21 protein-coding genes are annotated in these 24,524 nt (G+C 70.9%); 9 read left to right on the top strand and 12 right to left on the bottom strand.

Features of this window, described 5'->3' with window-relative positions; genetic code table 11:
• The 3 genes from VFH10_RS12675 to VFH10_RS12665 all read left to right on the top strand — a co-directional run.
• On the top strand, nt 1-540 hold a 540-nt coding region (locus VFH10_RS12675; protein ID WP_325129061.1), incomplete at its 5' end, for an ATP-binding cassette domain-containing protein.
• A gap of 139 nt (nt 541-679) precedes the next feature.
• Entirely contained in the window at nt 680-1,948 is a 1,269-nt protein-coding gene (locus tag VFH10_RS12670) for a hypothetical protein (protein WP_325129059.1), read from the top strand.
• Between the two features lie 150 nt (nt 1,949-2,098).
• The gene (locus tag VFH10_RS12665) at nt 2,099-3,364 is read left to right on the top strand and encodes a hypothetical protein (protein WP_325129057.1); all 1,266 of its coding nucleotides are present in this window, start codon (nt 2,099-2,101) and stop codon (nt 3,362-3,364) included.
• 107 nt (nt 3,365-3,471) lie between these two features.
• Here VFH10_RS12665 and VFH10_RS12660 read toward each other — a convergent pair whose 3' ends face one another.
• Together VFH10_RS12660 and VFH10_RS12655 are read right to left on the bottom strand one after the other, a co-directional pair.
• Complete coding sequence (locus tag VFH10_RS12660) at nt 3,472-5,391, bottom strand: alpha-amylase family protein (protein WP_325129055.1); 1,920 nt, start codon at nt 5,389-5,391, stop codon at nt 3,472-3,474.
• A 4-nt stretch (nt 5,392-5,395) separates the two neighbouring features.
• Nucleotides 5,396-5,851, bottom strand: coding sequence for an SRPBCC family protein (locus tag VFH10_RS12655; protein ID WP_325129053.1), 456 nt, complete (start codon nt 5,849-5,851; stop codon nt 5,396-5,398).
• Between the two features lie 436 nt (nt 5,852-6,287).
• Here VFH10_RS12655 and VFH10_RS12650 point away from each other — a divergent pair, with 436 nt between their 5' ends.
• A complete protein-coding gene (locus tag VFH10_RS12650; protein ID WP_325129051.1) occupies nt 6,288-8,255 on the top strand; it encodes a bacterial transcriptional activator domain-containing protein in 1,968 nt (655 codons plus the stop codon).
• A gap of 85 nt (nt 8,256-8,340) precedes the next feature.
• Here VFH10_RS12650 and VFH10_RS12645 read toward each other — a convergent pair whose 3' ends face one another.
• Together VFH10_RS12645 and VFH10_RS12640 are read right to left on the bottom strand one after the other, a co-directional pair.
• Complete coding sequence (locus VFH10_RS12645; protein WP_325129049.1) at nt 8,341-9,195, bottom strand: hypothetical protein; 855 nt, start codon at nt 9,193-9,195, stop codon at nt 8,341-8,343.
• 181 nt (nt 9,196-9,376) lie between these two features.
• Nucleotides 9,377-10,363: an EamA family transporter gene (locus VFH10_RS12640; RefSeq protein WP_325129047.1), complete on the bottom strand. Its 987-nt coding sequence runs from the start codon at nt 10,361-10,363 to the stop codon at nt 9,377-9,379.
• A gap of 424 nt (nt 10,364-10,787) precedes the next feature.
• Between VFH10_RS12640 and pdhA the strand changes: the two genes are divergently transcribed.
• The 5 genes from pdhA (at nt 10,788) to VFH10_RS12615 (ending at nt 16,482) form a co-directional block, all read left to right on the top strand.
• Complete coding sequence (gene pdhA, locus VFH10_RS12635; protein ID WP_325129063.1) at nt 10,788-11,876, top strand: pyruvate dehydrogenase (acetyl-transferring) E1 component subunit alpha; 1,089 nt, start codon at nt 10,788-10,790, stop codon at nt 11,874-11,876.
• Nucleotides 11,873-12,850: an alpha-ketoacid dehydrogenase subunit beta gene (locus VFH10_RS12630; protein ID WP_325129045.1), complete on the top strand. Its 978-nt coding sequence runs from the start codon at nt 11,873-11,875 to the stop codon at nt 12,848-12,850. Before pdhA ends, VFH10_RS12630 begins: the two co-directional genes overlap by 4 nt.
• Nucleotides 12,851-12,890: 40 nt before the next feature.
• Nucleotides 12,891-14,372: a dihydrolipoamide acetyltransferase family protein gene (locus VFH10_RS12625; RefSeq protein WP_325129043.1), complete on the top strand. Its 1,482-nt coding sequence runs from the start codon at nt 12,891-12,893 to the stop codon at nt 14,370-14,372.
• A gap of 155 nt (nt 14,373-14,527) precedes the next feature.
• The gene (locus tag VFH10_RS12620) at nt 14,528-15,178 is read left to right on the top strand and encodes a GntR family transcriptional regulator (RefSeq protein ID WP_325129041.1); all 651 of its coding nucleotides are present in this window, start codon (nt 14,528-14,530) and stop codon (nt 15,176-15,178) included.
• Entirely contained in the window at nt 15,175-16,482 is a 1,308-nt protein-coding gene (locus VFH10_RS12615; RefSeq protein ID WP_325129039.1) for an MFS transporter, read from the top strand. The genes VFH10_RS12620 and VFH10_RS12615 overlap by 4 nt, the downstream gene beginning before the upstream one ends.
• Before the next feature lie 10 nt (nt 16,483-16,492).
• Here the strand turns inward: VFH10_RS12615 and VFH10_RS12610 are convergent, their stop codons facing one another.
• The 8 genes from VFH10_RS12610 to VFH10_RS12575 form a co-directional block, all read right to left on the bottom strand.
• Nucleotides 16,493-17,287 carry an LPXTG cell wall anchor domain-containing protein gene (locus VFH10_RS12610; protein ID WP_325129037.1) on the bottom strand — a complete coding sequence of 265 codons (795 nt, stop codon included), beginning with the start codon at nt 17,285-17,287 and terminating at the stop codon, nt 16,493-16,495.
• A complete protein-coding gene (locus VFH10_RS12605) occupies nt 17,284-17,820 on the bottom strand; it encodes a signal peptidase I (protein WP_325129035.1) in 537 nt (178 codons plus the stop codon). Before VFH10_RS12605 ends, VFH10_RS12610 begins: the two co-directional genes overlap by 4 nt.
• Nucleotides 17,817-18,698 (bottom strand): hypothetical protein, encoded by an 882-nt coding sequence (locus VFH10_RS12600; RefSeq protein ID WP_325129033.1) that lies wholly within the window; start codon nt 18,696-18,698, stop codon nt 17,817-17,819. Before VFH10_RS12600 ends, VFH10_RS12605 begins: the two co-directional genes overlap by 4 nt.
• Nucleotides 18,699-18,729: 31 nt before the next feature.
• Complete coding sequence (locus VFH10_RS12595; RefSeq protein ID WP_325129031.1) at nt 18,730-19,269, bottom strand: alternate-type signal peptide domain-containing protein; 540 nt, start codon at nt 19,267-19,269, stop codon at nt 18,730-18,732.
• Nucleotides 19,270-19,504: 235 nt separating this feature from the next.
• A complete protein-coding gene (locus VFH10_RS12590; RefSeq protein WP_325129028.1) occupies nt 19,505-21,013 on the bottom strand; it encodes a carboxyl transferase domain-containing protein in 1,509 nt (502 codons plus the stop codon).
• Between the two features lie 180 nt (nt 21,014-21,193).
• The gene (locus VFH10_RS12585) at nt 21,194-22,357 is read right to left on the bottom strand and encodes a CoA transferase (protein ID WP_325129026.1); all 1,164 of its coding nucleotides are present in this window, start codon (nt 22,355-22,357) and stop codon (nt 21,194-21,196) included.
• Nucleotides 22,358-22,376: 19 nt separating this feature from the next.
• Nucleotides 22,377-23,765 (bottom strand): M1 family metallopeptidase, encoded by a 1,389-nt coding sequence (locus tag VFH10_RS12580; protein ID WP_325129024.1) that lies wholly within the window; start codon nt 23,763-23,765, stop codon nt 22,377-22,379.
• A gap of 56 nt (nt 23,766-23,821) precedes the next feature.
• Nucleotides 23,822-24,524, bottom strand: a 703-nt coding sequence (locus VFH10_RS12575; RefSeq protein WP_325129020.1) for an AMP-binding protein, incomplete at its 5' end; no start/stop codon positions are given.

Genomic DNA, 24,524 nt, shown 5'->3' with positions numbered 1-24,524 from the left:
AGCCTGCGCGACCTCTCAGAGAACACGCTGCGGCGCTCGGTGGTGATGGTCACCCAGGAGAACTACATGTTCAACGGGACCGTGGCCGACAACATCCGCTTCGGCCGGCCGACCGCCACCGATGCCGAGGTGGAGGCGGCGACCCGGGCGATCGGCGCGCACGACTTCATCAGCCGGCTGCCGCAGGGCTACGACACCGACGTCGCCAACAAGGGCGGCCGGCTCTCGGCGGGACAGCGCCAGCTCGTGGCGTTCGCCCGTGCGTTCCTCGCCGACCCGGACGTGCTGATCCTCGACGAGGCGACCAGCTCCCTCGACGTACCCTCCGAGCGACTGGTCCAGCACGCGCTCCGCACGATCCTGGCCGACCGGACGGCGGTGATCATCGCCCACCGGCTGTCGACGGTCGAGATCGCCGATCGGGTGCTGGTGCTCGAGCACGGGCGCATCGTCGAGGACGGGACGCCCGACCAGCTCATCGCCGCTGGTCAGGGTCGGTTCTCGGCGCTGCACGAGGCCTGGGTCGACTCGCTGGCCTGAGCTGCTTGGTAACAGTTCGGCGACACGGGGCTCTCGGCGTCAACCGTGCCGTTTCGTCATGATTTGATGCGGAGGCTTGTCCGGTCGACCCATCCCTTTTGCCGGGAATCCGGCGACGACCGGCGTCAACGGAGGAAGCATGCGCAAGTCCCTGACCGGCTCCTGGCCGGCTGCAGCCGTCGCCCTGGCCGCGGTCGCGGCAACGACGACCCTGGCCACCGGGGTGGCGAGTGCCGAGGCGACGGTCGACCGCGCGTCGGTCGCGACGGGCGGCGCGGAGGCCAACGGGGTCAGCGATCTCGGCATCCCCTCCGCCGACGGCCGTTTCGTCGCCTTCTGGTCGCTCGCCACCAACTTGTCGCCGCTGGACACCAACCTCAACGGCGACGTCTACGTCCGCGACCGCGTCCTCGGCACCACCGAGCTGATCACCGTCGACATGAACGGTGCTCCCAGTGGCGGCACGCTCGACGACATCTCCGCCGACGGGCGCTTCGTGGTGTTCACGTCGTTCGGCACCAGCGTGGTCGCCAACGACTTCAACGGCGTCGGCGACGTGTTCGTCCGCGACCGGGTCGCCGGCACGACCCAGCGCGTGTCCGTCGACGGCGACGAGACGCAGGCGGCCGACCGAAGCCTCGCCGGCAGCGTGTCGAGGGACGGCCGCTACGTGGCGTTCACGACGTACGCGCCGCTGTCAGACGCCGACCGTGACTCCGGCAGCCTGGACGTCTACGTACGCGACACGGTCGGCGGCACCACCGAGCTGGTCTCGGTCGGGCGCGACGGCTTCGAGGCAGGGGGGCAGCGGCCGAGCATCTCCGACGACGGGCGCTTCGTGGCCTTCCTCTCGGGGAGCAAGCGGCTCGTGAAGCGGGACACGAACAAGAAGCACGACGTCTTCGTCCGCGACCTGAGCAAGGACCGGACCGAGCGCATCTCGGTCGACAGCAAGGGTGACGAGGCGCGCAAGCGCAGCTTCGGGCCGGAGATGGCGGGCTTCGGTCGCTACGTGCTGTTCACGACGAAGTCGAGGCTCTCCGGCAAGGACACCAACGCAAAGCTTGACGTCTACGTCCACGACCGGCGCATGGACAAGACCCAGCTCGTCTCCGTCGACAGCGGCGAGCGGCAGGCCGGCGGGCCGGTGATCACCCCGTCGATCTCGGCCGACGGCAGGTTTGTCTCGTTCAACGCCGCTGCCGACCTCCGCGACGGTGGCCGGACCACGGACGCGCTTTACCTCCGCGACCGCACGGCAGGCACCACCGACCTCCTCGTGAAGAAGGTCGGCGACGGCGCCGTGCTGTCGGGCAACGCCAAGGTCGTCGTCTTCGACGCGTTCCGCCACAACGTCGTCACCCCGGACACGAACGACCTGCGGGACGTGTTCGCGCTCGTCCGCTGACGTCCCGTCGTACCGGAAACGACGACAACGGCGCCGACTCTTCGTCGTGTCTCGCCGCCGACGAGGGGTGCGCCCCTTACCTTTACGATGCGCCAGCACGTCCGCCCGCACCCGGCGGCCCGGCGGGGACTGGCACGAGGGAGAACCACCATGCCAACACCCCGTACCCGCCCCTGGCTCGTCGGCGTCGCCGCCCTCGGTCTGGTCGTGGGCACCGCAGCCCTGACGACCACCGCCGGCGCGGCGATCTCGGTCAACCGCGTCTCGGTGAGCAGCAACGAGACCCAGGCCCAGTTCTTCAGCCAGGACGGCGTCATCTCCGGAGACGGTCGCTACGTCGCATTCACGTCGGCGGCGTCCGACCTGGTGGCCGAGGACACCGACCACCGCCTGGACGTCTACCTGCGCGACCTCGTCAACGGCACGACCGAGCTGGTCAGCGTCGGCACGACCGGCCAGGCAGGGGGTGGGACGGTCGACGACGTGTCCGCCGACGGACGGTACGTGGTCTTCACGTCCCGGACCGCGGACCTGGTCGCCAACGACGTGAACGGCGTGGACGACGTGTTCATCCGCGACCGCGTCACCGGCAGCACGGAGCGTGTGTCGGTCGCCGACAACGGTGAGCAGGCCCGGCAGCCCAGCACCGACGGCTCCGTCTCCCGCAACGGGCGCTACGTGGCCTTCACGACGTTCGCCCGACTGGTGCCTGAGGACCGTGACTCCTCGAGCCAGGACGTCTACGTGCGCGACCTCGTGACGGACACCACCGAGCTGGTCTCGGTGACCCGCAAGGGCAACGAGGGCGGCGGAAAGGAGCCGAGCATCTCCGACAACGGCCGCTTCATCTCGTTCACATCCAAGGGCAAGCTCGTCAAGAGCGACAGCAACAAGGTGCACGACGTGTTCGTGCGCGACCTCCGCAAGGACAACACGGTGCGGGTGTCGGTGAGCAGCGAGGGCGAGCAGGCCGGCAAGCCGAGCTTCGAGTCGGACCTGGCCGGCAACGGTCGCTTCATCGTCTTCTCCTCCAACGCCGGCAACCTCGTGGACAACGACAAGAACAAGAAGGTCGACGTCTTCGTCCACGACCGGAAGAAGGACAAGACGGAGATCGCCTCGGTGAACAGCCGGGAGAAGCGCGCCGGGGGCCCGACCGTCGCGCCGGCCATCTCCGCGGACGGCCGCTACGTCGCGTTCCACGGCTCGCCCAACCTGGTGAAGGGTGGCGGCAACGTGAGCTCGCTCTACCTGCGCGACCGACAGGCCGGCCGGACCGAGCTGCTCATCTCGAACGTGCAGAACGGCGCGACGATCTCCGGTGACGGGCACGCCCTGTCCTTCTCGACGTTCAGCGGTGACTTCGTCACGGGGGACACCAACGGCACCACGGACGTGTTCCTGTACACCTGGTGAATCCCCTGGGTACCCAGTGAATCTCCCGCTCCCCGTGGTGATATCGCCACGGGGAGCGGCCGTTTACCACGGGACCGTGGTAATCCACCCCCGCCACGGCACCCACGTCACACCCGGCGCAGCCACCGGACCTGGTACTCCGCCATGGCGACCCGCCACTCGACGTGCTGCCCGGTCACGAGGTCGACGACCCGGTCCCAACCCGGCGGAAGCGTGGCGTCGAATGCGTGCGGCGCGACGTTCGCGAGGATCAGCAGGTCGCCGCGGGCACTGGTCCGCAGCAGCATGAACAGCCGCGGGTCGTCGTGCCAGATCGCCTCGGCCTCGGCCTGGGCGTGCAGCTCGGGTGTGCCGGCGCGCAGCCGGACGAGGCGCCGCAGCTCGGAGAAGATCCGCCCCTCGATGCTGCCCGGGTCGGTCCGGCGCGCGGCGGCCGTCCAGTCCATCCGCGGCCGGTGCAGCCACCGGTTGTCGTCGGCGAGGTCCGGGTCCTCGGCGTACGCCGGGTCGTTGCGCAACCCGATCTCGTCACCCATGTAGATCAGCGGGATGCCGCCGAAGGTGAGGATCAGGTGGTGCAGCAGCAGGATCCGTCGTACGGCGAACTCGGCCGCCTCGTCGTCACCACGCTCGAGCGCCAGCTCGAGCCCGGCGAGTGAGGCCAGGGAACCGCTGATCCGCCGGTCCCCGGTCGCGGGGTTCGCCTGGAAAACCTCACCGCGAGCGAACGAGCCGGGGAACTCGCCGGAGTAGAAGTCCGACAGGAACGCCCGGTGGTCGTAGCCGCCGAGCCCGACGGCGCCGGCGTTCTCGTCGGTCACCGCCCAGCCGATGTCGTCGTGCAGCCGCACGTAGGTCAGCCACGCGGCCGACGGCGGGATCGGCGGCATCGCGCGCAGCGTGTGCGTGAGCAGGGTGGCGTTCTGCTCGGCGAGCGCGCTCCACAGGCTGACCATCAGCACGTTGTGGTAGGCCAGCTGGCACTCCTTGCCGGCCCCTTCGCCCTGGCCGAGGTACCCGACCAGGTCGTCCGGCGACACGATCGCCTCGGCCAGCAGGATCACGCCGGGCGCGACGATCCGGGACAGCGCCCGCCACGCCTGCAGCAGCAGGTGCACCTCGGGCTGGTTCTGGCAGTTGGTGCCCAGCCGCTTCCACATGAACGCCACCGCGTCCAGCCGCAGCACCTCCACGCCCACGTTGGCGAGGTGGCAGATCACCCCGAACATGTCCGCGAACACGTCCGGGTTCGAGTAGTCGAGGTCCCACTGGTAGTCGTTGAACGTCGACCACACCCACCGCTCGCACTCCGGCACCCAGGTGAAGTTGCCGGGCGCGAAGTCCGGGAAGACCTCCGGCAGCGTCCGCTCCCAGCGGTCCGGCTCGGTGCGGTCGGGATAGGTGCGGTAGTACGCGAGGTACGTCGGATCGCCCGCCCGGGCCCGCTCGGCCCACTCGTGCTCACGCGCCGTGTGGTTGCAGACCAGGTCGAGCACCAGCGAGATGCCGCGCCCGCGCAGCACATCCGCGACGTCGCGCAGGTCGTCCATGCTGCCGAGGCGCGGGTCGACGTCGCGGTAGTCGGCGACCGCGTAGCCCCCGTCGTTCGGTCCGGGCCGCGGTCGCAGCAGCGGCATCAGGTGCAGCAGGCCCACCCCGAGCTCGCGGAGGTAGTCGACGTAGTCGATCCGGCCCGGCTGGTCGTGCGATTGGCCGCCCAGCAGGTCGGGGAGCGTGCCCGCGAACCGGTCGACGTAGCAGACGTAGCCGAGCACGTCGCTGCGCTGGAACCAGTCTGGGGTGACCAGCCGCCGCTCGTCGAGGGCGCGCAGGGCGGGGGAGCGCTCGGCATACGCCGCGGCCACCTGGTCGCGCAGCCGGCCGAGCAACGCGTCGAAGTCGGCCCGGTCGCCGTACAGCCCGCGCAACGGCCGGACCACGTCGGGCCACAGGGCGTCCATCCGGGCCCGCAGCGTGCGATCCTCCGGCGGCGCCGACCCCCTTGCCCGGGCGGACCGTCGGCTCATGCCGTCAGGCTAGACGCACGTCGCTCTCGGCCGCCTCCTTGAGCCGCACCAGCGTGGCCTCGATGCCCTGCCGGTTGCGATCCGGGAAGCCGGTCACCTCGATGAAGGTGCGCCACAGCCGGTTGTAGCGGGAGTAGTCGAACGTCTCGGTGACCCGTGTCCCCGTGCCGCTCGGCTCCAGCTCGTAGCGCCACCGGTGGCCGCCGAAGTGCCGCCACGCGATCCGGCGGTCGGGCTCGTACTCCACGACGGTGTTGGCGATGGTGTACGGCACCCCGAACAGCCGCATGCTCACCTGGAACCGGTCGCCCTTCGTCACGTGGTCCGGTCCCTCGATCACGCTCTGCACGGACCCCGAGCCGTCGATGCGCGGATGCTGGTGCGGATCGGCGACGATCGCGAACACGGCCGAGGGCGGGGCGGTGATCGTGAGGCTCGCGGAGACCTGGTGCTCACTCATGGCTCGAAGTTACCCGCGGGTCACCTGCATGGACCACGCGGGGCAGGTGCCGGCGACAGCCCCCATCCCGGGGAAGATGGGGGCCGCCGTTCGTCAGAGCGTCCCGAGGTCGCCGCGGCGCGGGATGCCCGACGAGTCTCACCTGGTGTGGGTACGAGTGTGCGGGACCCCCCGTGAGCGCGGCGTGAAACCGCCCGCGCGCAGCGTAAAAAATGCGTAAAACGGCGGAGGATTGACGCAGATGGGGCCTGGCTCTGGTCATTTGGGCAGCGTGCGCCTGACGCGAACGGGCTAACGGGATCCGCGCAGAGGGACGGTTTCGAAAATATGCCTGTCCGACTGGTCCCGGACCCCGTACAACTGAGGGGAAGTCGCTCGGGGGCGGGACTTCACGAGGGCCGGGGAACACGGCACGAGGGCCGGGGGGCCGGGGCACATGGACATCGTCGAACTGCGGTTGCTGGGACCGCTGCTCGTTCGCCGCGTCGACGGGAGCGTCGTCACGCCGGACGAGTGGCGCTCGACGAAGACACTCGACCTGCTGCGGCTGCTGGCGCTCAACGGCGGCCGACCCATGTCGGTCGCGTCCGTCGTGGACAAGCTGTGGCCGTCGGTCGACTGGGACCATGGGCGGGCCAGCCTCCGGACCGCGGCCAGCCAGCTCCGCAGGGTCCTGGGAGGGGACTGCCTCTCCCGGCAGCCGGGGTGCCTGGCGCTGACGGACGTCTGGGTGGACACCTGGGCCTACACCCGGCGCGTGCACGAGGTCGACCAGGCCCGCCGGGCCGGGGACTGCGAGGCGGTCGTGGCGCTGGTCCGCGAGGCGGAGGCCCTGTACGCCGGTGACATCGAGGTGACCTCGGGCGAGTGGGACGCGGAGGCGCACGAGTGGTTCCGCTCGCAGCGGCTGCGGCTGCTGCTCGACGGCGCGGAGGCGGCCGCGGCCCGTGGCTGGCTGCGCGACAGCCTGGACCTCGCCGGCCGTGCCCGTGACATCGAGCCGACCGAGGAGGTGACGCGGGCGCTGATGCGGGCGCACGCGAGCCTCGGCGAGACCGACCGTGCGCTCGGGGTGTACGAGCAGCTGCGTCAGGACCTCGCGGAGCGGCTCGGTGTGGACCCCTCGCCGCAGACAAGGGCGCTGCACATGCTGGTGCTGAGCGGATCCTCGGGACCGCAGTACACGTGGCGGCACGTCGGTGTCGAGACCCCGGTGACCGAGCTGGTCGCCGCGGCCCGCCGGGTCCTGGAGGGCTCGGCCGCGGGGTCGGTGGTGTGGCTGTGCGGGCCCGAGGGCTCCGGTCGGCGTACTGTCGCCGACCTGGCCGCGCGAGAGCTCGGACTCCCGCTCTACGACCTCTCCACCTTGCCCGCCGATGCGTACTCGCCGGAGGTGCTCGACGGTGGTGACGACGCCGCTTCCCCTGGCGTGGTCCTGCTCCCGTCCGGCAGCCTGCCGCCGGCCTGGGCGGTGAACATCGTGCACGCTCTCGCCAAGCGCTGCCCCGGCGTCGTGGTCGTGCGGGCGACCGAGGCCCCGGTCGGGGGGGTGGCCGATGCGGACGGCGGCGACGCGGTCGTCCGGTTGCCACGTCTGACGGTCGGAGACTTCGCTGAGCTCGCGTCCATCCTGCTGCAGGGCACGCCCGCCCCCGCTCTGGTCGACGAGCTGTGGGAGCGGTCCTCCGGGTTCGCGGGCGCGGCCTGCCGGGTGGCTCGCGAATGGGTGTCCGAGGGCCGGGTCATCTGGGGCCCGCACGGGCTGCACCTCGCGGACCGGCAGGAGCACGTACGGGCCACGGGCGGGGCCGGCGCGCTGGCCGCCGTCCTGCGGAGCATCGACGGCGAGTCGCTGGACGTGCTCTCGGTGCTGGCGGTCGCCAGCACCCCGCTGAGCTCTGACACGTTGAGCCGGACCCTCGACGCGATGGGTCGGACCGCGCCGGTGGACGCGGTGCTTGCCGTCCTGGTCGACAACGGGCTGGTGGAGAGACGGGTTGCCGGCTTCGGGCTCGGCAGCGAGCTGGTCTCCGGCGCCCTGCGCTCGTGGGTGCGACCGTCGGCCGCCGCGGTCATCGACGAGGCCCTGCAGGCTCAGGCCCGGAGAGACGTGGTGGTGCAGGCACAACGCCTCGCCGCCCAGGGGCAGACCGCCCTCGCGATGGCTCTGGTCCGCGACCGGTTGCGGGGTGCGCGGGCCGGGGGTGACCTGGACGGCGTCCGCGAGATGGTCGACCTGATGCGCGAGCTGCGCCGGCTGCAGTCGGTCCAGACCGCCGTCACGAACTTCCGGAACGGCCTCGTGCCGATGGGCACGATCCCGACGCCGCGGCCCGTGGGGTCGGGGGGCGGCCCGGCGGGCCGACAGGCAGGGGGGATCGCTGCGGCACCCGCGGTCGGGTGACCTGGCGAGACCGAAGCGGGGCCCAGGCGGATCGCCTGGGCCCCACTCGTGTCGAGTGTCGACGAGTCGACGGGTACGCCGGGGCTCAGCCCACCGTCAGCTGGCGGTACATGCCCATGAACATGTGCGGCATGAAGTCGTGCTCGGGCATCGGCCAGAAGCAGACCATCACGTACTCGCCCGCGGGCAGGTCGTAGTTCATCGTCATCGCCTGGCCGGGGCCGACGACTCCGGACTCGAAGCCGACGCCGAACCGGATCGGCGACTTGCCGGGGTTGTCGCCGTTCGTGATGGCCGCGACGAAGGCGTCGACGTCGGCCAGGGTCCTTCCGGCCTTGAGGCGCGCCAACCCGAAGAAGTGGTTGGCGTTGCTCTCGTTGCGCAGCGTCACCTTGCCGCTCGCCGGGATCGCGGCCGGGTCCGGCGCCCAGGCGGCGTCACCCGACGCCGTCAGCGTCGCGGCGGCGGGCAGCGAGCCGCCCTGGCTCTCACCGCGCACCTTGACCGTGAGGATCTGGCTCGGCCGGAGGTCGGCCGGGTCGGTGTCAAGGGCCCAGTAGGTGCCGCGCTTCAGCTTGGCCCACATCACGCCCTTCTCACCCGAGTCCGCTGAGACGCCACCGGCGAGCTGCAGGTTGCGCTCGAACCTCTTGAAGGCACGGACGTCGCCGTTCTCGAAGCCGGCGTCGAGGTCGGCTAGGAGCTGGCTCTTGGAGTAGCCCGCGTCCGGCCGGACCAGCTGGAACGCGGAGTGGCCGACCGAGCGGACGGCGAAGCGGTGCACGCCCGGCGCCAGGGTTGTCGGCATGTCCACGAAGTTGCGCTGGGTGACCTTGACCTTGACGGTGTCACCCGGTGCTGCGGTCGCCGACGAGGACGTGGCCGCCGCCAACCCCGTGGACGCCAGCACGACGCCGACGGTGGCGGCCACCAGTCGCATGGCAGGACGGTTCGATCTGATCACTGTGGATCCCCCTTGATGAGACGGCGGCCAGTCCCGTCGACGGCCACACGCATTGCCCACCAAAGCGACAGGCGTCGCATTTGGGAAGTTCCGGCACCGGAAACCACCCGTTCGGGCCATCCCAAACGGCACGAACCGGTCAACCTGCCGAGCCGCGTCAGGCGCGGGTGAGCGCCTCGTCGTCGAGGTCCGGCCGGGGCTCGCCAGCCGCAGCCTCCGCGGCCTGCTGCCCGGTCCGGCGCGGGCGTTCGGCGCTGATCACGAGGGCGACCGCGGCCACCACGATCCCGCCGCCGACGATCACGGCCGGGGTGACCGCCTCGCTGAGCACCAGCCAGCCCAGGAACACGGCGACGACCGGGTTCACGTAGGCGTACGTCGCGACCAGCGAGATCGGCGCGTTGGCGAGCAGCCACACGTAAGACGTGAACGCGACCACCGAGCCGAACACCACGAGATAGGCCAGCGCCACCCAGGTGCGGGTGTCGTACGCCGCGGTGAACCGCTCACCGGCCAGCACGCCGAGCACGACCAGCATCGCGCCGCCGAACAGCATCTCGTAGACGGTGGTGACGAACACGTCCTCGGGCAGATGCAGCCGCGGCTGCATGAAGGAGCCGAACGCCCAGCACGTCGAGGCGAACAGCACGAGCAGGCCGGCCCCGAGCGGGAAGCCGTCCTCGCCCGAGCTGCCTGCCAGCACCAGGCCGGCGAGACCGACGAACCCGGCGAGCACCCCGAGCAGGGTGAGCGCGCGGGGCCGGTCGCCCGCGCCGAGCCGGAACACCACGATGATCAGCGGCGCGATCGCGATCAGCAGGGCGGTCACGCCCGACGGCGCGCCGAGGTTCTCGGCCACCGACACCATGCCGTTGCCGAGGACGGGAAGCATGAGCCCGAGGAAGCCGGCGCCGAGGGCCTGACGGCCGGTGATGCGCAGTCGCCGGATGCCGCCGCGCAGGCTCAGCGCGGCGCCGAGCAGCACGGCGGCGGTGGCGTAGCGCAGACCCATCGAGGTGAGCGGGGGCGCCTCCTCGACGACGATCCGGATGGCGAGGTACGTCGAGCCCCACACGACGTACACGATCACGAGCGCGCCCAGCACGATGCCGAACGTCGGTGCCGCCTTGGTCGCAGGTGTCATGACCGTCCCTCCTCAATGCCCCTGACAGGCTAGGGGTCGGACGGCCGGGCTGTCGCGCGGTTTTCGGACGTGCATCCGTCGATATCCCGCCACCCCCGGACGAGCCCCCGGTGCGGCCACCGGATTAGGCGCGTCGCCGCGCGGCCCGGTACCTTATGCAGCACGAAAGACCGGTGTGGCACCGGTCACAGCGACGGTCCGACCACGGCCGCGTCGCCGTCAGCACTGCCGCACCACCCCCGCGACGGTCCTGAGGCGGCACGGTACGAGCCGTCAGCTCCCAGAGCCGGCAGCGGAGACCCCGCGGCGCCGACGACACGAAGGAGTGCAGGTGAGCCAAACACATCCGGACCGCGACACCGGGGACTTCGGTCCCGACCTCGGTGAGGTCTTCGGCCCCAACCAGGCCGACGGCGGCCCCGAGCTGGTCCAACTGCTCACGCCCGAGGGCGAGCGCGTCGAGCACCCCGACTTCCGCTTCGATCTCGACGACGAGGCCATCAAGGGCTTCTACCGCGACATGGTGCTGACCCGTCGCATCGACACCGAGGCCACGGCGCTCCAGCGTCACGGAGAGCTCGGCATCTGGGCCCAGCTGCTCGGCCAGGAGGCCGCGCAGATCGGTTCCGGCCGTGCGCTCCGCCCCCAGGACTTCGTCTTCCCGACCTACCGCGAGCACGGCGTCGCCTACACCCGCGGCATCGACCCGCTGCGGCTGCTCGGCCTGTTCCGCGGCGTCGACCAGGGCGGCTGGGACCCCAACGACGGCAACTTCGGCCTGTACACGATCGTGATCGGCGCGCAGACCCTGCACGCCACCGGCTACGCGATGGGCCTGCAGCGCGACGGCGTGGTCGGCACCGGTGACGCCGACCGCGACGCTGCCGTCGTGGCGTACTTCGGCGACGGCGCGAGCAGCCAGGGCGACGTGAACGAGTCGTTCATCTTCGCTGCGTCGTACAACGCGCCGGTGGTCTTCTTCTGCCAGAACAACCAGTGGGCCATCTCCGAGCCGATCGAGCGGCAGACCCGGATCCCGCTCTACCAGCGCGCGCTCGGCTTCGGGTTCCCCGGCGTCCGCGTCGACGGCAACGACGTGCTCGCGACGTACGCCGTGTCCAAGGCCGCGCTGCAGCGCGCCCGGGAGGGCCAGGGGCCGACGCTCGTGGAGGCGTACACCTACCGGATGGGTGCGCACACCACCACCGACGACCCGACCCGTTACCGGCTGTCGGAGGACCTCGAGCACTGGAAGCTCAAGGACCCGATCCAGCGGGTCCGCGTCTACCTCACCCGCAACGGCCTCGTCGACCAGGACTTCTTCGACGAGATCGACCAGGAGGCGGAGACGCTCGGCGAGCACCTCCGCGAAGGTTGCAAGGCACTGCCCGAGCCGCACGTGCTCGACGTCTTCGACATGGTGTACGCCGAGGGCAGCCCCGAGCTCGACGTGCAGCGTGAGGGCTTTGCGGCCTACCTCGACAGCTTCGAGACCGCCGGAGGTTCCCGATGAGCAAGATCACCCTGGCCAAGGGCCTCAACGCCGGTCTGCGCAAGGCCATGGAGGACGACTCGAAGGTCCTCGTGATGGGCGAGGACGTCGGCAAGCTCGGCGGCGTCTTCCGGATCACCGACGGCCTGCAGAAGGACTTCGGCGAGGACCGGGTCATCGACTCCCCGTTGGCCGAGTCCGGCATCCTCGGCACCGCGGTCGGGCTCGCCATGCGCGGCTACCGCCCCGTCTGCGAGATCCAGTTCGACGGGTTCGTCTACCCGGCGTACGACCAGATCGTCAGCCAGGTCGCCAAGATCCACTTCCGCAGCCAGGGCAAGGTCAAGATGCCCATCGTCATCCGGATCCCGTTCGGCGGCGGCATCGGTGCGGTCGAGCACCACAGCGAGAGCCCGGAGGCGCAGTTCGCGCACACCCCGGGGCTCAAGGTGGTGGCCTGCTCCAACCCGGTCGACGGCTACTGGATGATCCAGCAGGCCATCAAGTGCGACGACCCCGTCGTCTTCCTCGAGCCGAAGCGGCAGTACCACGCCGACAAGGCCGAGCTCGACGAGACCGTCCAGCCCCAGCCGCTGTTCACCTCGCGGGTCGTCCGCGAGGGCACCGACCTCACCTTGCTGGCCTACGGCCCGATGGTGAAGACGTGCATGGCCTCGGCCGAGGCGGCCGCCGGCGACGGGCAGAGCATCGAGGTCATCGACCTGCGCACGCTCTCCCCGCTCGACCTGGGCCCGGTCTTCGAGTCCGTTCGCAAGACCGGCCGCGCGGTCGTCACCCACGAGGCGCACGTCAACCTCGGCATGGGCTCGGAGGTGGCCGCGCGGATCACCGAGGAGTGCTTCTACTCCCTCGAGGCGCCGGTGCTGCGCGTCGGTGGGTTCGACACCCCGTACCCGCCGAGCCGGATCGAGGAGGAGTGGCTCCCCGACCTGGACCGCGTCCTCGACGCCGTCGACCGTTCCCTCGCCTACTGACACTGCCGGCGGTCGAGCCGTCGAGACCCAGGAGTAACCCGTGAACGAGTACAAGCTGCCCGACGTCGGCGAGGGTCTCACCGAGGCCGAGATCGTCACCTGGAAGGTGAAGGTCGGCGACGTCATCAAGGTCAACGACATCGTGGTCGAGATCGAGACCGCCAAGTCGCTGGTCGAGCTGCCGTCGCCGTACGCCGGCACCATCCAGGCCCTGCTGGTGCCGGAGGGGGAGACCATCCCCGTCGGCACTCCGATCATCAGGATCGGCGAGGCCGGCGAGGCTCCCGGGGAGCCGACTCCCTCCACGGAGTCGGACCCCTACCTCGGCATGGCCGAGAAGGCCGGCGCGCAGGCCAGCGCCCCGCCCGCCGAGATCGACATGTCCAACCCGGCCGCCACCGGCGGTGGCGAGAACCAGACGCTGGTCGGCTACGGCCCGCGCGAGTCCGCTGCCAAGCGCCGGCCCCGTCGCGGTGGCGCCAGCCCGGCCTCCGACGCCGGAGCGGCCGCGCAGCTCCAGCTGCAGGGCGCGTTCGCCCCCGGCGGTGCCGCGTCCGCCGACGTGGTCGAGGCCGAGGAGACCCCGGTGCCGTCCACGCCCGCTGCCCACCTCGACGGTCCGGTCCCGACCCGGGTGCTGGCCAAGCCGCCGGTGCGCAAGCTCGCCAAGGACCTCGGCGTCGACCTGCTCTCGCTGACCCCCTCGGGCCCGCAGGGCACCGTGACCCGCGAGGACGTCCAGGCGGCGGCGGGCTCACCAGCCGCGCCGGCCGGGGGTGCGGCTGCCGTGGCCCCGGTCTCGGCGCCCCGCGCACCGGGCGAGCGGGAGACCCGGGAGCCGATCAAGGGCGTGCGCAAGATGATGGCGCAGGCGATGGTGGACTCCGCGTTCACGTCCCCGCACGTCACCGAGTGGATCACCGTCGACGCGACCCGCACGATGAAGCTCGTCGAGCGGCTCAAGGCGCACCGCGACTTCCGCGACGTGAAGATCTCCCCGCTGCTGATCCTCGCCAAGGCTGCGCTGCTGGCGATGAAGCGGACTCCGGAGATCAACGCGGCCTGGGACGACGCGGCGCAGGAGGTCGTGTTCAAGCACTACGTGAACCTCGGCATCGCCGCGGCCACGCCGCGCGGCCTCGTCGTACCCAACGTCAAGGACGCCGACGCGATGTCGTTGCCCGACCTCGGCCGGGCGATCAACGACCTGACCAAGGTGGCCCGCGACGGCAAGACCCAGCCGGCGGAGATGGCCGGGGGCACGTTCACGATCACGAACGTGGGGGTGTTCGGGGTCGACGCCGGTACGCCGATCATCAACCCGGGCGAGTCCGCCATCTTGTGCTTCGGGGCGGTGCGCAAGCAGCCGTGGGTGACCGGCAACGGCAAGATCAAGGTCCGCGACATCACCACGTTGGCGCTGTCCTTCGACCACCGGCTGATCGACGGCGAGAAGGGGTCCCGGTTCCTCGCCGACGTGGCCGCCGTGCTCGAGGACCCCGCGAACGCGCTGTTGCACTGAGCTGCGGGTGGGGGGCCAATTCTCTGGGGACCCAGTGAATTGGCCCCTTCCCGGTGTGAACTCTCCCCGGGAAGGGGGAGTTCGCCCGGGTATGTGAGGCATGCCGGAACCCGGGGGACGCGGCGTCTCCCCGCATCGGGGATGATGTATGCAACATGAGAGAGTCCGTCCCGTCCCCCGGGTCCGCCGCGCGCCGTGCCTACGACTTCGCCAAGTGGGCGATCCTGTCCGCCGTCTACGAAGCCGGCGACGTGATCACCGAGGGCGGCCTCGCCAACGAGCTCGGCGTGAGCCGTACGCCGGTGCGCGAGGCGCTGCTCCGGCTCGAGGTCGAGGGGCTGGTGCACCTCAGGCCCAAGAAGGGCGCCGTGGTCGCGACGTTCTCGATGCACGACGTCGAGGACGTCCTGGAGGCGCGTGAGCTCGTCGAGATCCACACCGCACCCAAGTCGTACGCCGCCCGCGACCGGCTGCTGCCCCAGGTCGAGGCGGTGCACGCCGAGATGCGGCAGCGTCGCAACGAGCACGACACCGCGGGGTTCACCGACGCGGACCGGCGCTTCCACGAGCTGATCGTCGACGCCGCCGACAACGCCGTGCTGTCCTCGATCTACCGGATGATCCGGGAGCGGCAGACGCTGTTCACCTCGGTCATGATCCGCGGCCGCGTGGACCGCATGGACGAGGCGATCGCCGAGCACGACCGGGTCATCGCCGCGCTCAAGGGGGACGACGCCGACGAGTTCTGCGAGGTCGTGAAGTCGCATCTGCGCTGGTCCGTCCAGCTCGCCCGGGAGTCGCATTGACCGGAGCCGTCGCGGCCGGGCCGCAGGGAGGACGGCGCGCCACGGTCGTGTGGCTCACCGCCGTCGGCGTGTACTTCCTCGCGATCTTCCACCGTTCGTCCCTCGGCGTGGCCGGGCTAGCCGCCACCGAACGCTTCGACATCTCGGCGTCCGAGCTGTCCACGTTCACCGTGCTGCAGCTGCTCGTGTACGCCGGGATGCAGATCCCGGTGGGGGTGCTCATCGACCGGTACGGCCCGCAGCGGCTGCTGTTCACCGGCGCGGTCGTCATGACGTGCGCCCAGCTCGGCTTCGCGCTCACCACGTCGTACGCCGGCGCCGTGGTGGCCCGCGTCTTCGTCGGCATGGGCGACGCGATGGTGTTCATCAGCGTGCTGCGGCTGATCGCGTCGTGGTTCCCGCCGATGCGCAGCCCGGTGCTCACCGCCTGGACGGCGCTGCTCGGCCAGTGCGGCGCCCTGGTCGCCGCCATACCGCTGGCGCGGTCGCTCGAGGACTTCGGCTGGACGGCCACGTTCGCGGCGAGCGCGGCGGTCGGGGTGGTGCTGGGCGTCCTGGTGCTGCTGGTGGTGCGCGACGTACCGCCCGGGGCGCCGCCGTCGCGGACCAGCAAGGACGTGCGCACCGTGGGTCGCGACCTGAAGCTGTCCTGGCGCGACCCCGGCACCCGGCTGGGGCTGTGGTCGCACTTCACCACCCAGTTCGGCGCCAACGTCCTCGGCCTGCTATGGGGCTACCCGTTCTTCGTGCACGGCCAGAACACCGGGACGGCTGCGGCCGGCCTGCTCCTGTCGCTGCTCGTGGTCACGTTCATGGTCGGCGGACCGCTGGTCGGCGGCTTCATCGCGCGGCACCCGTGGCACCGCTCCACGCTGGTGCTGGCGATCATCATCGCCACGATGCTCTCGTGGGCGGCGGTGCTGCTCTGGCCCGGGGACGCGCCGGTGTGGCTGCTCGCCGTCATGGTCGTGTCGACCGGGCTCGGCGGTCCCGGTTCGATGATCGGCTTCGACCTCGCGCGCACGTTCAACCCCGCCGACCGGCTGGGCTCGGCGACCGGAATCGTCAACGTCGGCGGCTTCATGGCGTCCCTGTTGATGATGCTCGCGATCGGCGTGCTGCTCGACGTGCTCACGCCCGGCACCAGCACCGACTACCCCGCCCGGGCGTACACGCTGGCGATGTCGGTGCAGTACGTCGGCTGGACGCTCGGCCTGGTGCTCATCTGGCGGTACCGCCGCCGTGCGCGGGCGCACCTCGAACGGACCCAGCCCGAGACGTTCCGGCACATGACGGGCCGCTGACCCCGGCTTGTCACGCCTCGTCGGTCTCCCGGCGTCGTCGTTCGACGAGCAGCAGGGCTCCGCCCGCGACGCAGGCCAGCCCGAGCCCGGCCAAGGTCCCGGCGCCGGGCTGGGCGCCGGTGTCCGGGAGGTCTCCGGCGGCGTCCAGGATCTGCTCGCCCTTGATCTGCTCGCCCTTGATCTCGGGACAGCCCCCGTCGCCCACCACCGCCACCACGGCCAGCGACGGGTCAACGCATCCGGCGTTCGGCTCGGCGCCGTCCTCGGCGCCGCAGATGTCGGTCTGCTGGTTGGGTCCGACCTGGCTCAGCGTCACCACGAGCCCGAGGTCCGCCCGCTGCCCCATCGCGACCTGCCCCTCCACGTCGTCGAGGTGCAGCGTGACGGCGACCTCCTGGACGCCGCCCGCCGGGATGCGGGGTCCCGAGACGTGGGCCGTGCAGTCCGACCCGGTCCCCCCGGTCAGCGGTACCCCGGAGGTGGCGCCGCCCAGCACAGCACTCACGGCGAGGTGCCGCTCCAGGCCGTTGCGCGCCGGGTGGTGCGGCACGGAGAGGGTGGCCCGCGCCGCCTGCGGTGAGTCGTTCCTGACGTAGAACGTGTCGGTGACCGAGTCCGCCGGGACCATTGCCCCTCCGCCGTCGAACAGCGCGGTGGTCAGGTGGTCCGACCAGGGTCCGGTCGCGCTCCTGCTCACCTTCAGCTTCTGCGGCTCCGCCTGGGAGGGCGAGGACAGCAGCAGCACTGGCGCCAACGTCGCGAGCACCGCGACAGCCGTGGCCGTGGCGATCCGGGACCCTCTCACGACGGCACCTCGAGCCGGCGTCGGCGGCTGTCCAGCGCGCCGGCGGTGACCAGGTACCCGCCGTACGCCAGCAGCCCCCCGGCCGCGATGTTGATCAGCAGACGCAGCGTGCCGCCGGCAGCCCAGGTCGCGGCGTACCCCACGTAGGGCACGGAGTACCACACCGTCCCGCGCACCTGCTCCGGCTTGATCGGCGCCGGGTCGACCGCGCCGTTGGCGTCGCCCTGCGTGACGTACTGGCGGCCCTCGCCGGTCAGCACCACGCTCTTGATCCGGTGCGTGGTCAGGCGCGGGTCGTCGGAGACGGCCTGGAACGTGATCACGTCGCCGATCTGCAGGTTGTCCACGTGCGTCGGCCTGACGATCACCACGTCGCCCGGCTTGTACGTCGGCGTCATCGAACCGGTCAGCACGGTCAGCGGACGAGACCCGGTCGCCTTCGGTACGACGATCAGCGCCAGCCCGCCGAGCACGACCGTGCCGAGCAGCACGACGCTGAGCACCTGGGTGATGAACTGCCGTGCAGTGGTCATGACGCCGAGCACTTCGGTGCCTGGAACTGGATGTTGAAGGTCGACGAGCTGTCCGTCGAGACGCCTGCCGGGTTCGTGGCCCGTACCTTCAGGTCGACGTTGTTGCCGCCGACCTCCGATGGCCTGACGGTCAGCGGAAGCATGCTGCTCGTGATGTTCGCGATCTTCACCTGTCCGTTGTTCACGAGCGCGTAGGTGACGCCAGGCACGGACGTCCACGTGATGGTGGCTGAAACTCCCTTGACCCAGGACACGCACCCCAAGCCGTTCGGGGCGGGGGGCGATGAGACTCCCACGACTGTGAGCGGCACGGTTGTGCTTGCCGCTGACGCCCAGCCCCCTTGCTGACCGTCGGGTCGCACCTGTGCCCCGTCAAACTCGAGCCGCAGCACGCCGGTCGAATCAGGGCTGCCCGTCAAGGCGGCGATCTTGACGCAAACTCCCAGCGATCCACCAGGGGAGGTCGTGCCCAGCGAGGTCGTGAGGTCGCCGTCGGCAGCACTGGGCGCGGGCGCCGAACAGCCGTCCGCCGTCTTCATCCCGACCGACATCGTCAGTTGTGACAACGACAACCCGGGCGTCGGGTCGACGAGGTCGACACCCGCGAAGGTGATGGCCTGGCGAAGGTTCTTGGCCTGAGGGCTGGTGTCGAGGACCGTGGCGTCGAGGATCTTCGGCGATTCCCCCGGGACGGGCGACAGGGTCCCCAACGAAGATGGGCCATCGATCGTGACGGCGTGGCTCATGCTGCCGGAGGCAACGCCGCTGCCCGACATCGTTGCCTGGTCGCGCCACAGGGCATGCGTCGTCCCCGTGGTGGCGCCCCCGACGAGGAGGGCGCCGACCACGGCGACGGCGAGTGGAGTCCTGCGGCTCACGACGAAAGTCCGGCGGGGTGATTGCCGGCGGTCAGCGGGTCTGCGCGATGGTCAGGGTCGACTCCGCGATGGACGCGGTGACGTTCTGGCCGACCTGGCCGTCAGTGGATTGCGGCAGTGTGTACGTGACGACCACCTTCATCGTTCCTGTGCTGAACGGTGCGTCGAAGGCGAAGTTGTTGGACCCGGCAGCGGTCTCGGTCACTTCGGCGTTGTCCGACGTCACGTCGACGTCGACGCCGATGGCGTTGTTGGTCTCGGCGCCAGGAGCGAACGTGACCGTCCCCTCGAGGTTCTTGCCGGTGCCCTTGACGGCGAAGGTCTGAGTCCGCGTGATCGTGTCACCCGGAACCACGAGGTGGTTCGAGTTGTTCGGGTCCCAGTCGTCGGTCCCCTGTGTGCTCAGGTCGTTCCAGTGCACGTCGCCCGCGGCGATGTCGAGCTCACCCGAAGTGACCTTGCTGGCTTCCATGTCGGCGCTGTCGCTCCAGAGCGCGTAGGTGCCGAAGCCCCCCATGAGAAGCACGATGCCGGTCGCGCCGGCAACGGAGCCCTTGATCATCTTGTTCATTCGGATCCCCACCCGTTGTTCGAGCCTCCCCCCGGAGGCACCTGTGTTGGTGGGAGGAACGTAGGAGCGCCGGCCGGTGGTTGAAGGCGAAAGCGCCCAGGAGTGGCCGGTCAGGGACTCAAGGGGTGGCCGAACGGATGAGTTCAGCGTCTAGACCACCAGGCGGAACGGGCCCATCAGGGCTTTCACGGTAAAGATCGGCCGGATCGCGGTGCTTTCGGCACGGATCCGTGCGTCAGCCCAGACCCAGGGCGCGGTAGCGCTGGGCCCGCTCCACCGCAAGCGTGGCCCGGTCCCGGTGCAGCAGCGTCGCGAGCTCGTAGCGCAGCACGTCGCCGAGCCGGCGGCAGAACTCCTCCGGCTCGTCCGCCGCGTCGGGCCGCTCCGCCACGATCCGGTCCACGATCCCGGCCTCGCGCATGTCGAGCGACCGCACCTTCTGCGCCCGCGCCATGTCGGGGGCGTGGTCGAGGTCGCGGTGCACGATGGCGCTCGCGCCCTCCGGCGGCAGCGGGGACAGCCAGCCGTGCTGCGCCGCGATGACCCGGTCGGCCGGCAGCAGCGCGAGCGCCCCACCACCGTTGCCCTCACCTAGCAGCAGGCACAGCGTGGGCGCGGGCAGCGTGACCAGGTCGGCCAGGCATCGCGCGATCTCGCCGGCGAGCCCGCCCTCCTCGGCCTCCACCGAGAGCGCCGCGCCCGGCGTGTCGATGACAGTCATCAGCGGCAGGTCCAGCTCGGCCGCCAGCCGCATCCCGCGCCGCGCCTCGCGCAGCGCCCCCGGTCCGAGCGGGTGCGCCTCGGTCTGCCCGCGCCGGTCCTGGCCCAGGAACACGCACGGCGACCCGCCGAAGCGCGCCAGCGCGATCAGCAGTCCCGGGTCCGACTCTCCCTGCCCTGTGCCGTTGAGCGGGATCACGTCGGTCGCGGCGTACTTCAGCAGCCGTCGTACGCCGGGTCGCTCCGGCCGGCGCGAACGCGTGATCGACTCCCACGTGTCGACGTCGGGGATGTCGTCGACCGGCGGGTTCGCCGGGTCGGGGGAGACGTCGCGCGGGGAGAGCAGCACCGTCAACGCGCGGTCGAGGATGGCCGCGATCTCCTCGGGCGGGACGACCGCGTCGATCAGTCCGTGGGCATAGAGGTTCTCCGAGGTCTGCACGTCGGCGGGGAACGGCCGGTCGTACAACGCCTCGTAGACCCGCGGCCCGAGGAACCCGACCAGCGCCCCCGGCTCCGCGACGGTCACGTGTCCGAGCGAGCCCCACGACGCCATCACGCCGCCGGTGGTGGGATGTCGCAGGTACACGAGGTAGGGCAGCCCGGCCGCCTTGTGCGCCGCGATGGTCTGGCTGATCTTCACCATCTGCACGAACGCGACGACGCCCTCCTGCATCCGGGTGCCGCCCGAGACCGGCGCGGCCAGGAGAGGCAGGCCCTCGGTGGTGGCGCGCTCGATCGCCCGGACCAGACGCTCCGCCGACGCGACGCCGATCGACCCGGCCAGGAACCGGAACTCGCACGCGACCACCGCCACCCGGCGGCCACGCATCAGGCCCTCGCCGGTGACCACGGACTCGTCGAGACCGGTCTTCTCCTGCGCGGCGGCCAGCTCGGCGGCGTACTCCTCCGACATCGGTCCGCGCTCGGGCGGGGTGTCCCAGGACGACCAGGAGCCCTCGTCGAGCACCAGGTCGATGAGCTCGGTGGCGGAGAGCCGGGCGGGCCTCGGATCAGCAGCCATGACGCCACCGGACCATGCGAACCCCCAGGAGTGCGACGGACCCGGCCGTGCCCCGGCCCGCTGGGACAGGGCCGGGGACGGGGGTCCGTGTGGTGATGATCTTGTCATTCCCCGGCCGGGACCGCATCCAACTCGATTCCCGGGAGTTTCTCGACCGGCCCAGACCGGGGCTTGGGTCCCTCAGTCGGAGGACGCCGCCGAGTCGAGCCACGCCCGGACGGCCTCGTCGTGCTCGCCGAGCCGGGGCGGCGGCAGGTGTTGCTCGCGCGCACCGGCGTACCGGTTGTCGTCGAAGCGCAGCGGCGGCCCCGGCAGCTCGACCTTCCCCAACGTCGGGTGCTCGACCTCGACGACCAGTCCCTGCGACCGGGTCTGGTCCCAGGAGTACACGTCGTCGAAGGTGCGCACCTTGCCCGCCGGGATGCCCAGGTCGGCGAGCCGCTGCAGCCAGGACTCGGCGGCATCGGCCGCCAGCGCCGACTCGAGCGTCGCGATGAGCTCGTCGCGGTGACCGACCCGTTCGCGGTTGGAGGCGAACCGCTCGTCGTCGACGCCGAGCAGGCCCGCGAGGGCGCGCCACTGGTTGTCGTTGCCGCAGGCGATCTGGATCGGCGCGTCGGCGGTGTGGAACAGGCCGTACGGGGCGATGGACGGGTGGTGGTTGCCGATGGCGTGCGGCACCTCACCGGCCACGGTCCACCGGGTCCCCTGGAACGCGTGCACGCCGACGATCGACGAGAGCAGGCTCGCCCGCACGACCCGACCGCGGCCGGTGCCGGCGCGCTCGTGCAGCGCGGCGACCACCCCGTAGGCGCCGTACATCCCGGCCAGCAGGTCCCCGATAGGTACGCCGACCCGGGTCGGGTCGTCCGGACCGGGACCGGTGATCGACATCAGCCCCGCCTCGCCCTGGGCGATCTGGTCGTAGCCGGCGCGGCCGCCCTCGGGGCCGTCGTGGCCGAACCCGGTGATCGACAGGATCACCAGCCGGGGGTTGAGCTCGTGCAACCGCTCGACGGAGAACCCGAGCCGGTCGAGCACGCCGGGCCGGAAGTTCTCCATCAGCACGTCTGCCTTGGCGACCAGCCGGGCCAGGAAGTCCTTGCCCTCCTCGGACTTGAGGTCCGCGGTGACCGACTCCTTGTTGCGGTTGCAGGACATGAAGTACGTCGAGACCGGCTCCTCGTCGGGACCGACGAAGGGCGGCCCCCACGACCTGGACTCGTCGCCGCCACCGGGCGACTCCACCTTGATGACGCGCGCCCCGAGGTCGGCGAGCATCATCGCGGCGTGCGGGCCCGCGAGCGCGCGGGTGAGGTCGACGACGACGATGTCGGTCAGCATCACCCCAGACTAGGACGTCCTACGAAGGCGGCGTGGTGGCGCCGTTCAGCCAGGCCTCGAACCAGGGCCGCAGGTCCTGGCCGGTCTTCGCGCTGAGGAAGTCGATGTAGGTGGCGCGGCCGCGGCTGCGGTCCTTGTTCTGAGCCGGCCACTCCGCGAGCGCCGCGTAGAACACGTCGGTGCCGATCTTCGCCCGGAGCTTCTCCATCAGCAGGGCGCCGCCGTAGTGCACGTTGCGCTGGTCGAAGTGCTTCGGGAAGTAGGCACCCGGCGGCCCGTAGATCTCCCGGTAGAAGTCGTCGTTGCGGGAGAACTCCCGCTTCCAGAACTTCCAGCCGTCGAAGTGCTGTGCCACGGAGTACTTCGCCTGCAGGAACGTCGCAACGCTCTCGCCCATCCAGTTGTCACGCCAGTCGTTCGGCGTCACGGAGTTGCCGTACCAGGCATGGGCCAGATGGTGCGCCACCTGCTCGCGCACGTCGGTCTTGCCCTGCCGCCAGTTGTCCCGCGCCAGCGTGATGAGCGTCTGCGACTCCACCGAGCCGAGGCCGGGAGTGACGATGACGCCGGCGCGCTCGAACGGGTACGGGCCCAGGCGCGACTCCAGGAACGCGATCGTCTCGGGTGTCTTCTCCAGCGGCTCGAGGAGGTCCTTGCCGCCCTTCGGCAGCCAGTAGGTGAGCGGCAGGTCGTGCGGGCCGACCTGGGTGTAGCGCTTGTAGGGCCCGATCGCCACGGTCACGGCGTACGACGCCATCGGGCTGGTGTTCACGAAGTGCGTCCTCGTCTGCCCGCCGGACGTCGTCTTCTCCTCCAGCCGTCCGTTGGACACCCCGACGAACTTGTCGGGTACGGCGAGCTTGATGTCGTAGATCGCCTTGTCGGCCGGGTGGTCGTTGACGGGGTACCACGTGAAGGCGCCGAACGGCTTCTGTGTCGTCCACACCTTGCCGCTGTCGGTGGTGTGCCAGCCGACACCGTCGTCGTCGGCGCGGGAGGTGGGTGCCTTCACCGCGCGCGGTTTCCCGGCGTACGACACCTCCACCTGGTACGCCGTGCCCGGCACCACCGGCGCCTTCACCAGGAGGTCCTGTCCCTCGTGGGTGAACTTCGTCGCGGCGCCGTTGACGGTCACCTTGGAGACGACCATCCGCTTGTGCAGGTCCAGCGTGAAGCTCGGCGCCGGCGCCGGCGCCTCCGCCTGCAGGCGCAGCGTCGCGGTGCCCGAGAGCGTGCGCTTGCCCGCCTTCCAGTCGAGGTCGAGGAGGTAGCGGCCGACGTCGATGCCCGGGCTGCCCTTCGACGGGTAGTAGGTGCCCGGCTCCGCAGCACCGGCCGGCGCGGCGAGCACCGCGACGGGTGCGCAGAGGGCGAGCGCGAGGGCGAGGGCGGCGGGCTTCCGAGGCACGCGAGGAGTGTAGGTGCGTGAGCGCCCCGCGCCGCGGACCCGCGCCCGGCAGCGGCTCAGCGGCGGCGCTGGTCGCTGATCCGCACCGCCTTGCCGAGCGAGCGCTGCAGCGAGTCCGGGGCCAGCACCTCCACGGCGGCGGTGATCCCGATCCGGTGCTTGACCTTGCCGGCCAGCTCCCTGCTGAGCGCCGACCGGTCGGGCGGTGCCACGGATGCGTGCGCTTCCACCTGGACGGTCAGCTCGTCCAGGTTCCCGGGCCGGGTGAGGACGCACAGGTAGTGCGGGGTGAGCCCCTCGATCTCGAGCACCAGCTCCTCGATCTGGGTGGGGAAGACGTTCACGCCTCGCACGATCATCATGTCGTCGGTGCGGCCGGTGACCTTCTGCATCCGGCGGAAGGCGGGGTACGCCGTGCCGGGGAGCAGGCGGGTGAGGTCGCGGGTGCGGTAGCGGACGACCGGCATGGCCCGCTTGGTCAGCGACGTGAAGACGAGCTCGCCGTCGCTTCCCGCGGGCAGCACCTCGCCGGTCCCAGGGTCGACGATCTCCGGATAGAAATGGTCTTCCCAGACGGTGAGGCCGTCCTGGCTGTCGCCATATTCCTGGGCGACTCCGGGGCCCATGACTTCGGACAGGCCGTAAATATCGACGGCGCGGATCGCGAAGGCCTGCTCGATCTCCGCGCGCATCGCCTCGGTCCAGGGCTCCGCCCCGAAGATGCCGATCCGAAGCGACGTCGCGGCGGGATCCAGGCCG

Origin of the sequence: Nocardioides sp. (assembly GCF_035697785.1) — a bacterium.
GTDB lineage: Bacteria > Actinomycetota > Actinomycetes > Propionibacteriales > Nocardioidaceae > Nocardioides_B.
Note: the sequence above shows the minus strand (reverse complement) of the source record. Positions and strands in the feature narration are given on the sequence as shown.

Bases quoted from the DNA above. Each gene is read 5' to 3' on its own strand.
- VFH10_RS12650 (WP_325129051.1), top strand. From the start codon at position 6,288: ATGGACATCGTCGAACTGCGGTTGCTGGGACCGCTGCTCGTTCGCCGC.
- VFH10_RS12640 (WP_325129047.1), bottom strand. From the start codon at position 10,363: ATGACACCTGCGACCAAGGCGGCACCGACGTTCGGCATCGTGCTGGGC.
- VFH10_RS12660 (WP_325129055.1), bottom strand. From the start codon at position 5,391: ATGAGCCGACGGTCCGCCCGGGCAAGGGGGTCGGCGCCGCCGGAGGAT.
- VFH10_RS12620 (WP_325129041.1), top strand. From the start codon at position 14,528: ATGAGAGAGTCCGTCCCGTCCCCCGGGTCCGCCGCGCGCCGTGCCTAC.
- VFH10_RS12590 (WP_325129028.1), bottom strand. From the start codon at position 21,013: ATGGCTGCTGATCCGAGGCCCGCCCGGCTCTCCGCCACCGAGCTCATC.
- VFH10_RS12665 (WP_325129057.1), top strand. From the start codon at position 2,099: ATGCCAACACCCCGTACCCGCCCCTGGCTCGTCGGCGTCGCCGCCCTC.
- VFH10_RS12645 (WP_325129049.1), bottom strand. From the start codon at position 9,195: ATGCGACTGGTGGCCGCCACCGTCGGCGTCGTGCTGGCGTCCACGGGG.
- VFH10_RS12655 (WP_325129053.1), bottom strand. From the start codon at position 5,851: ATGAGTGAGCACCAGGTCTCCGCGAGCCTCACGATCACCGCCCCGCCC.
- VFH10_RS12630 (WP_325129045.1), top strand. From the start codon at position 11,873: ATGAGCAAGATCACCCTGGCCAAGGGCCTCAACGCCGGTCTGCGCAAG.
- VFH10_RS12585 (WP_325129026.1), bottom strand. From the start codon at position 22,357: ATGCTGACCGACATCGTCGTCGTCGACCTCACCCGCGCGCTCGCGGGC.
- VFH10_RS12605 (WP_325129035.1), bottom strand. From the start codon at position 17,820: ATGACCACTGCACGGCAGTTCATCACCCAGGTGCTCAGCGTCGTGCTG.
- VFH10_RS12595 (WP_325129031.1), bottom strand. From the start codon at position 19,269: ATGAACAAGATGATCAAGGGCTCCGTTGCCGGCGCGACCGGCATCGTG.
- VFH10_RS12670 (WP_325129059.1), top strand. From the start codon at position 680: ATGCGCAAGTCCCTGACCGGCTCCTGGCCGGCTGCAGCCGTCGCCCTG.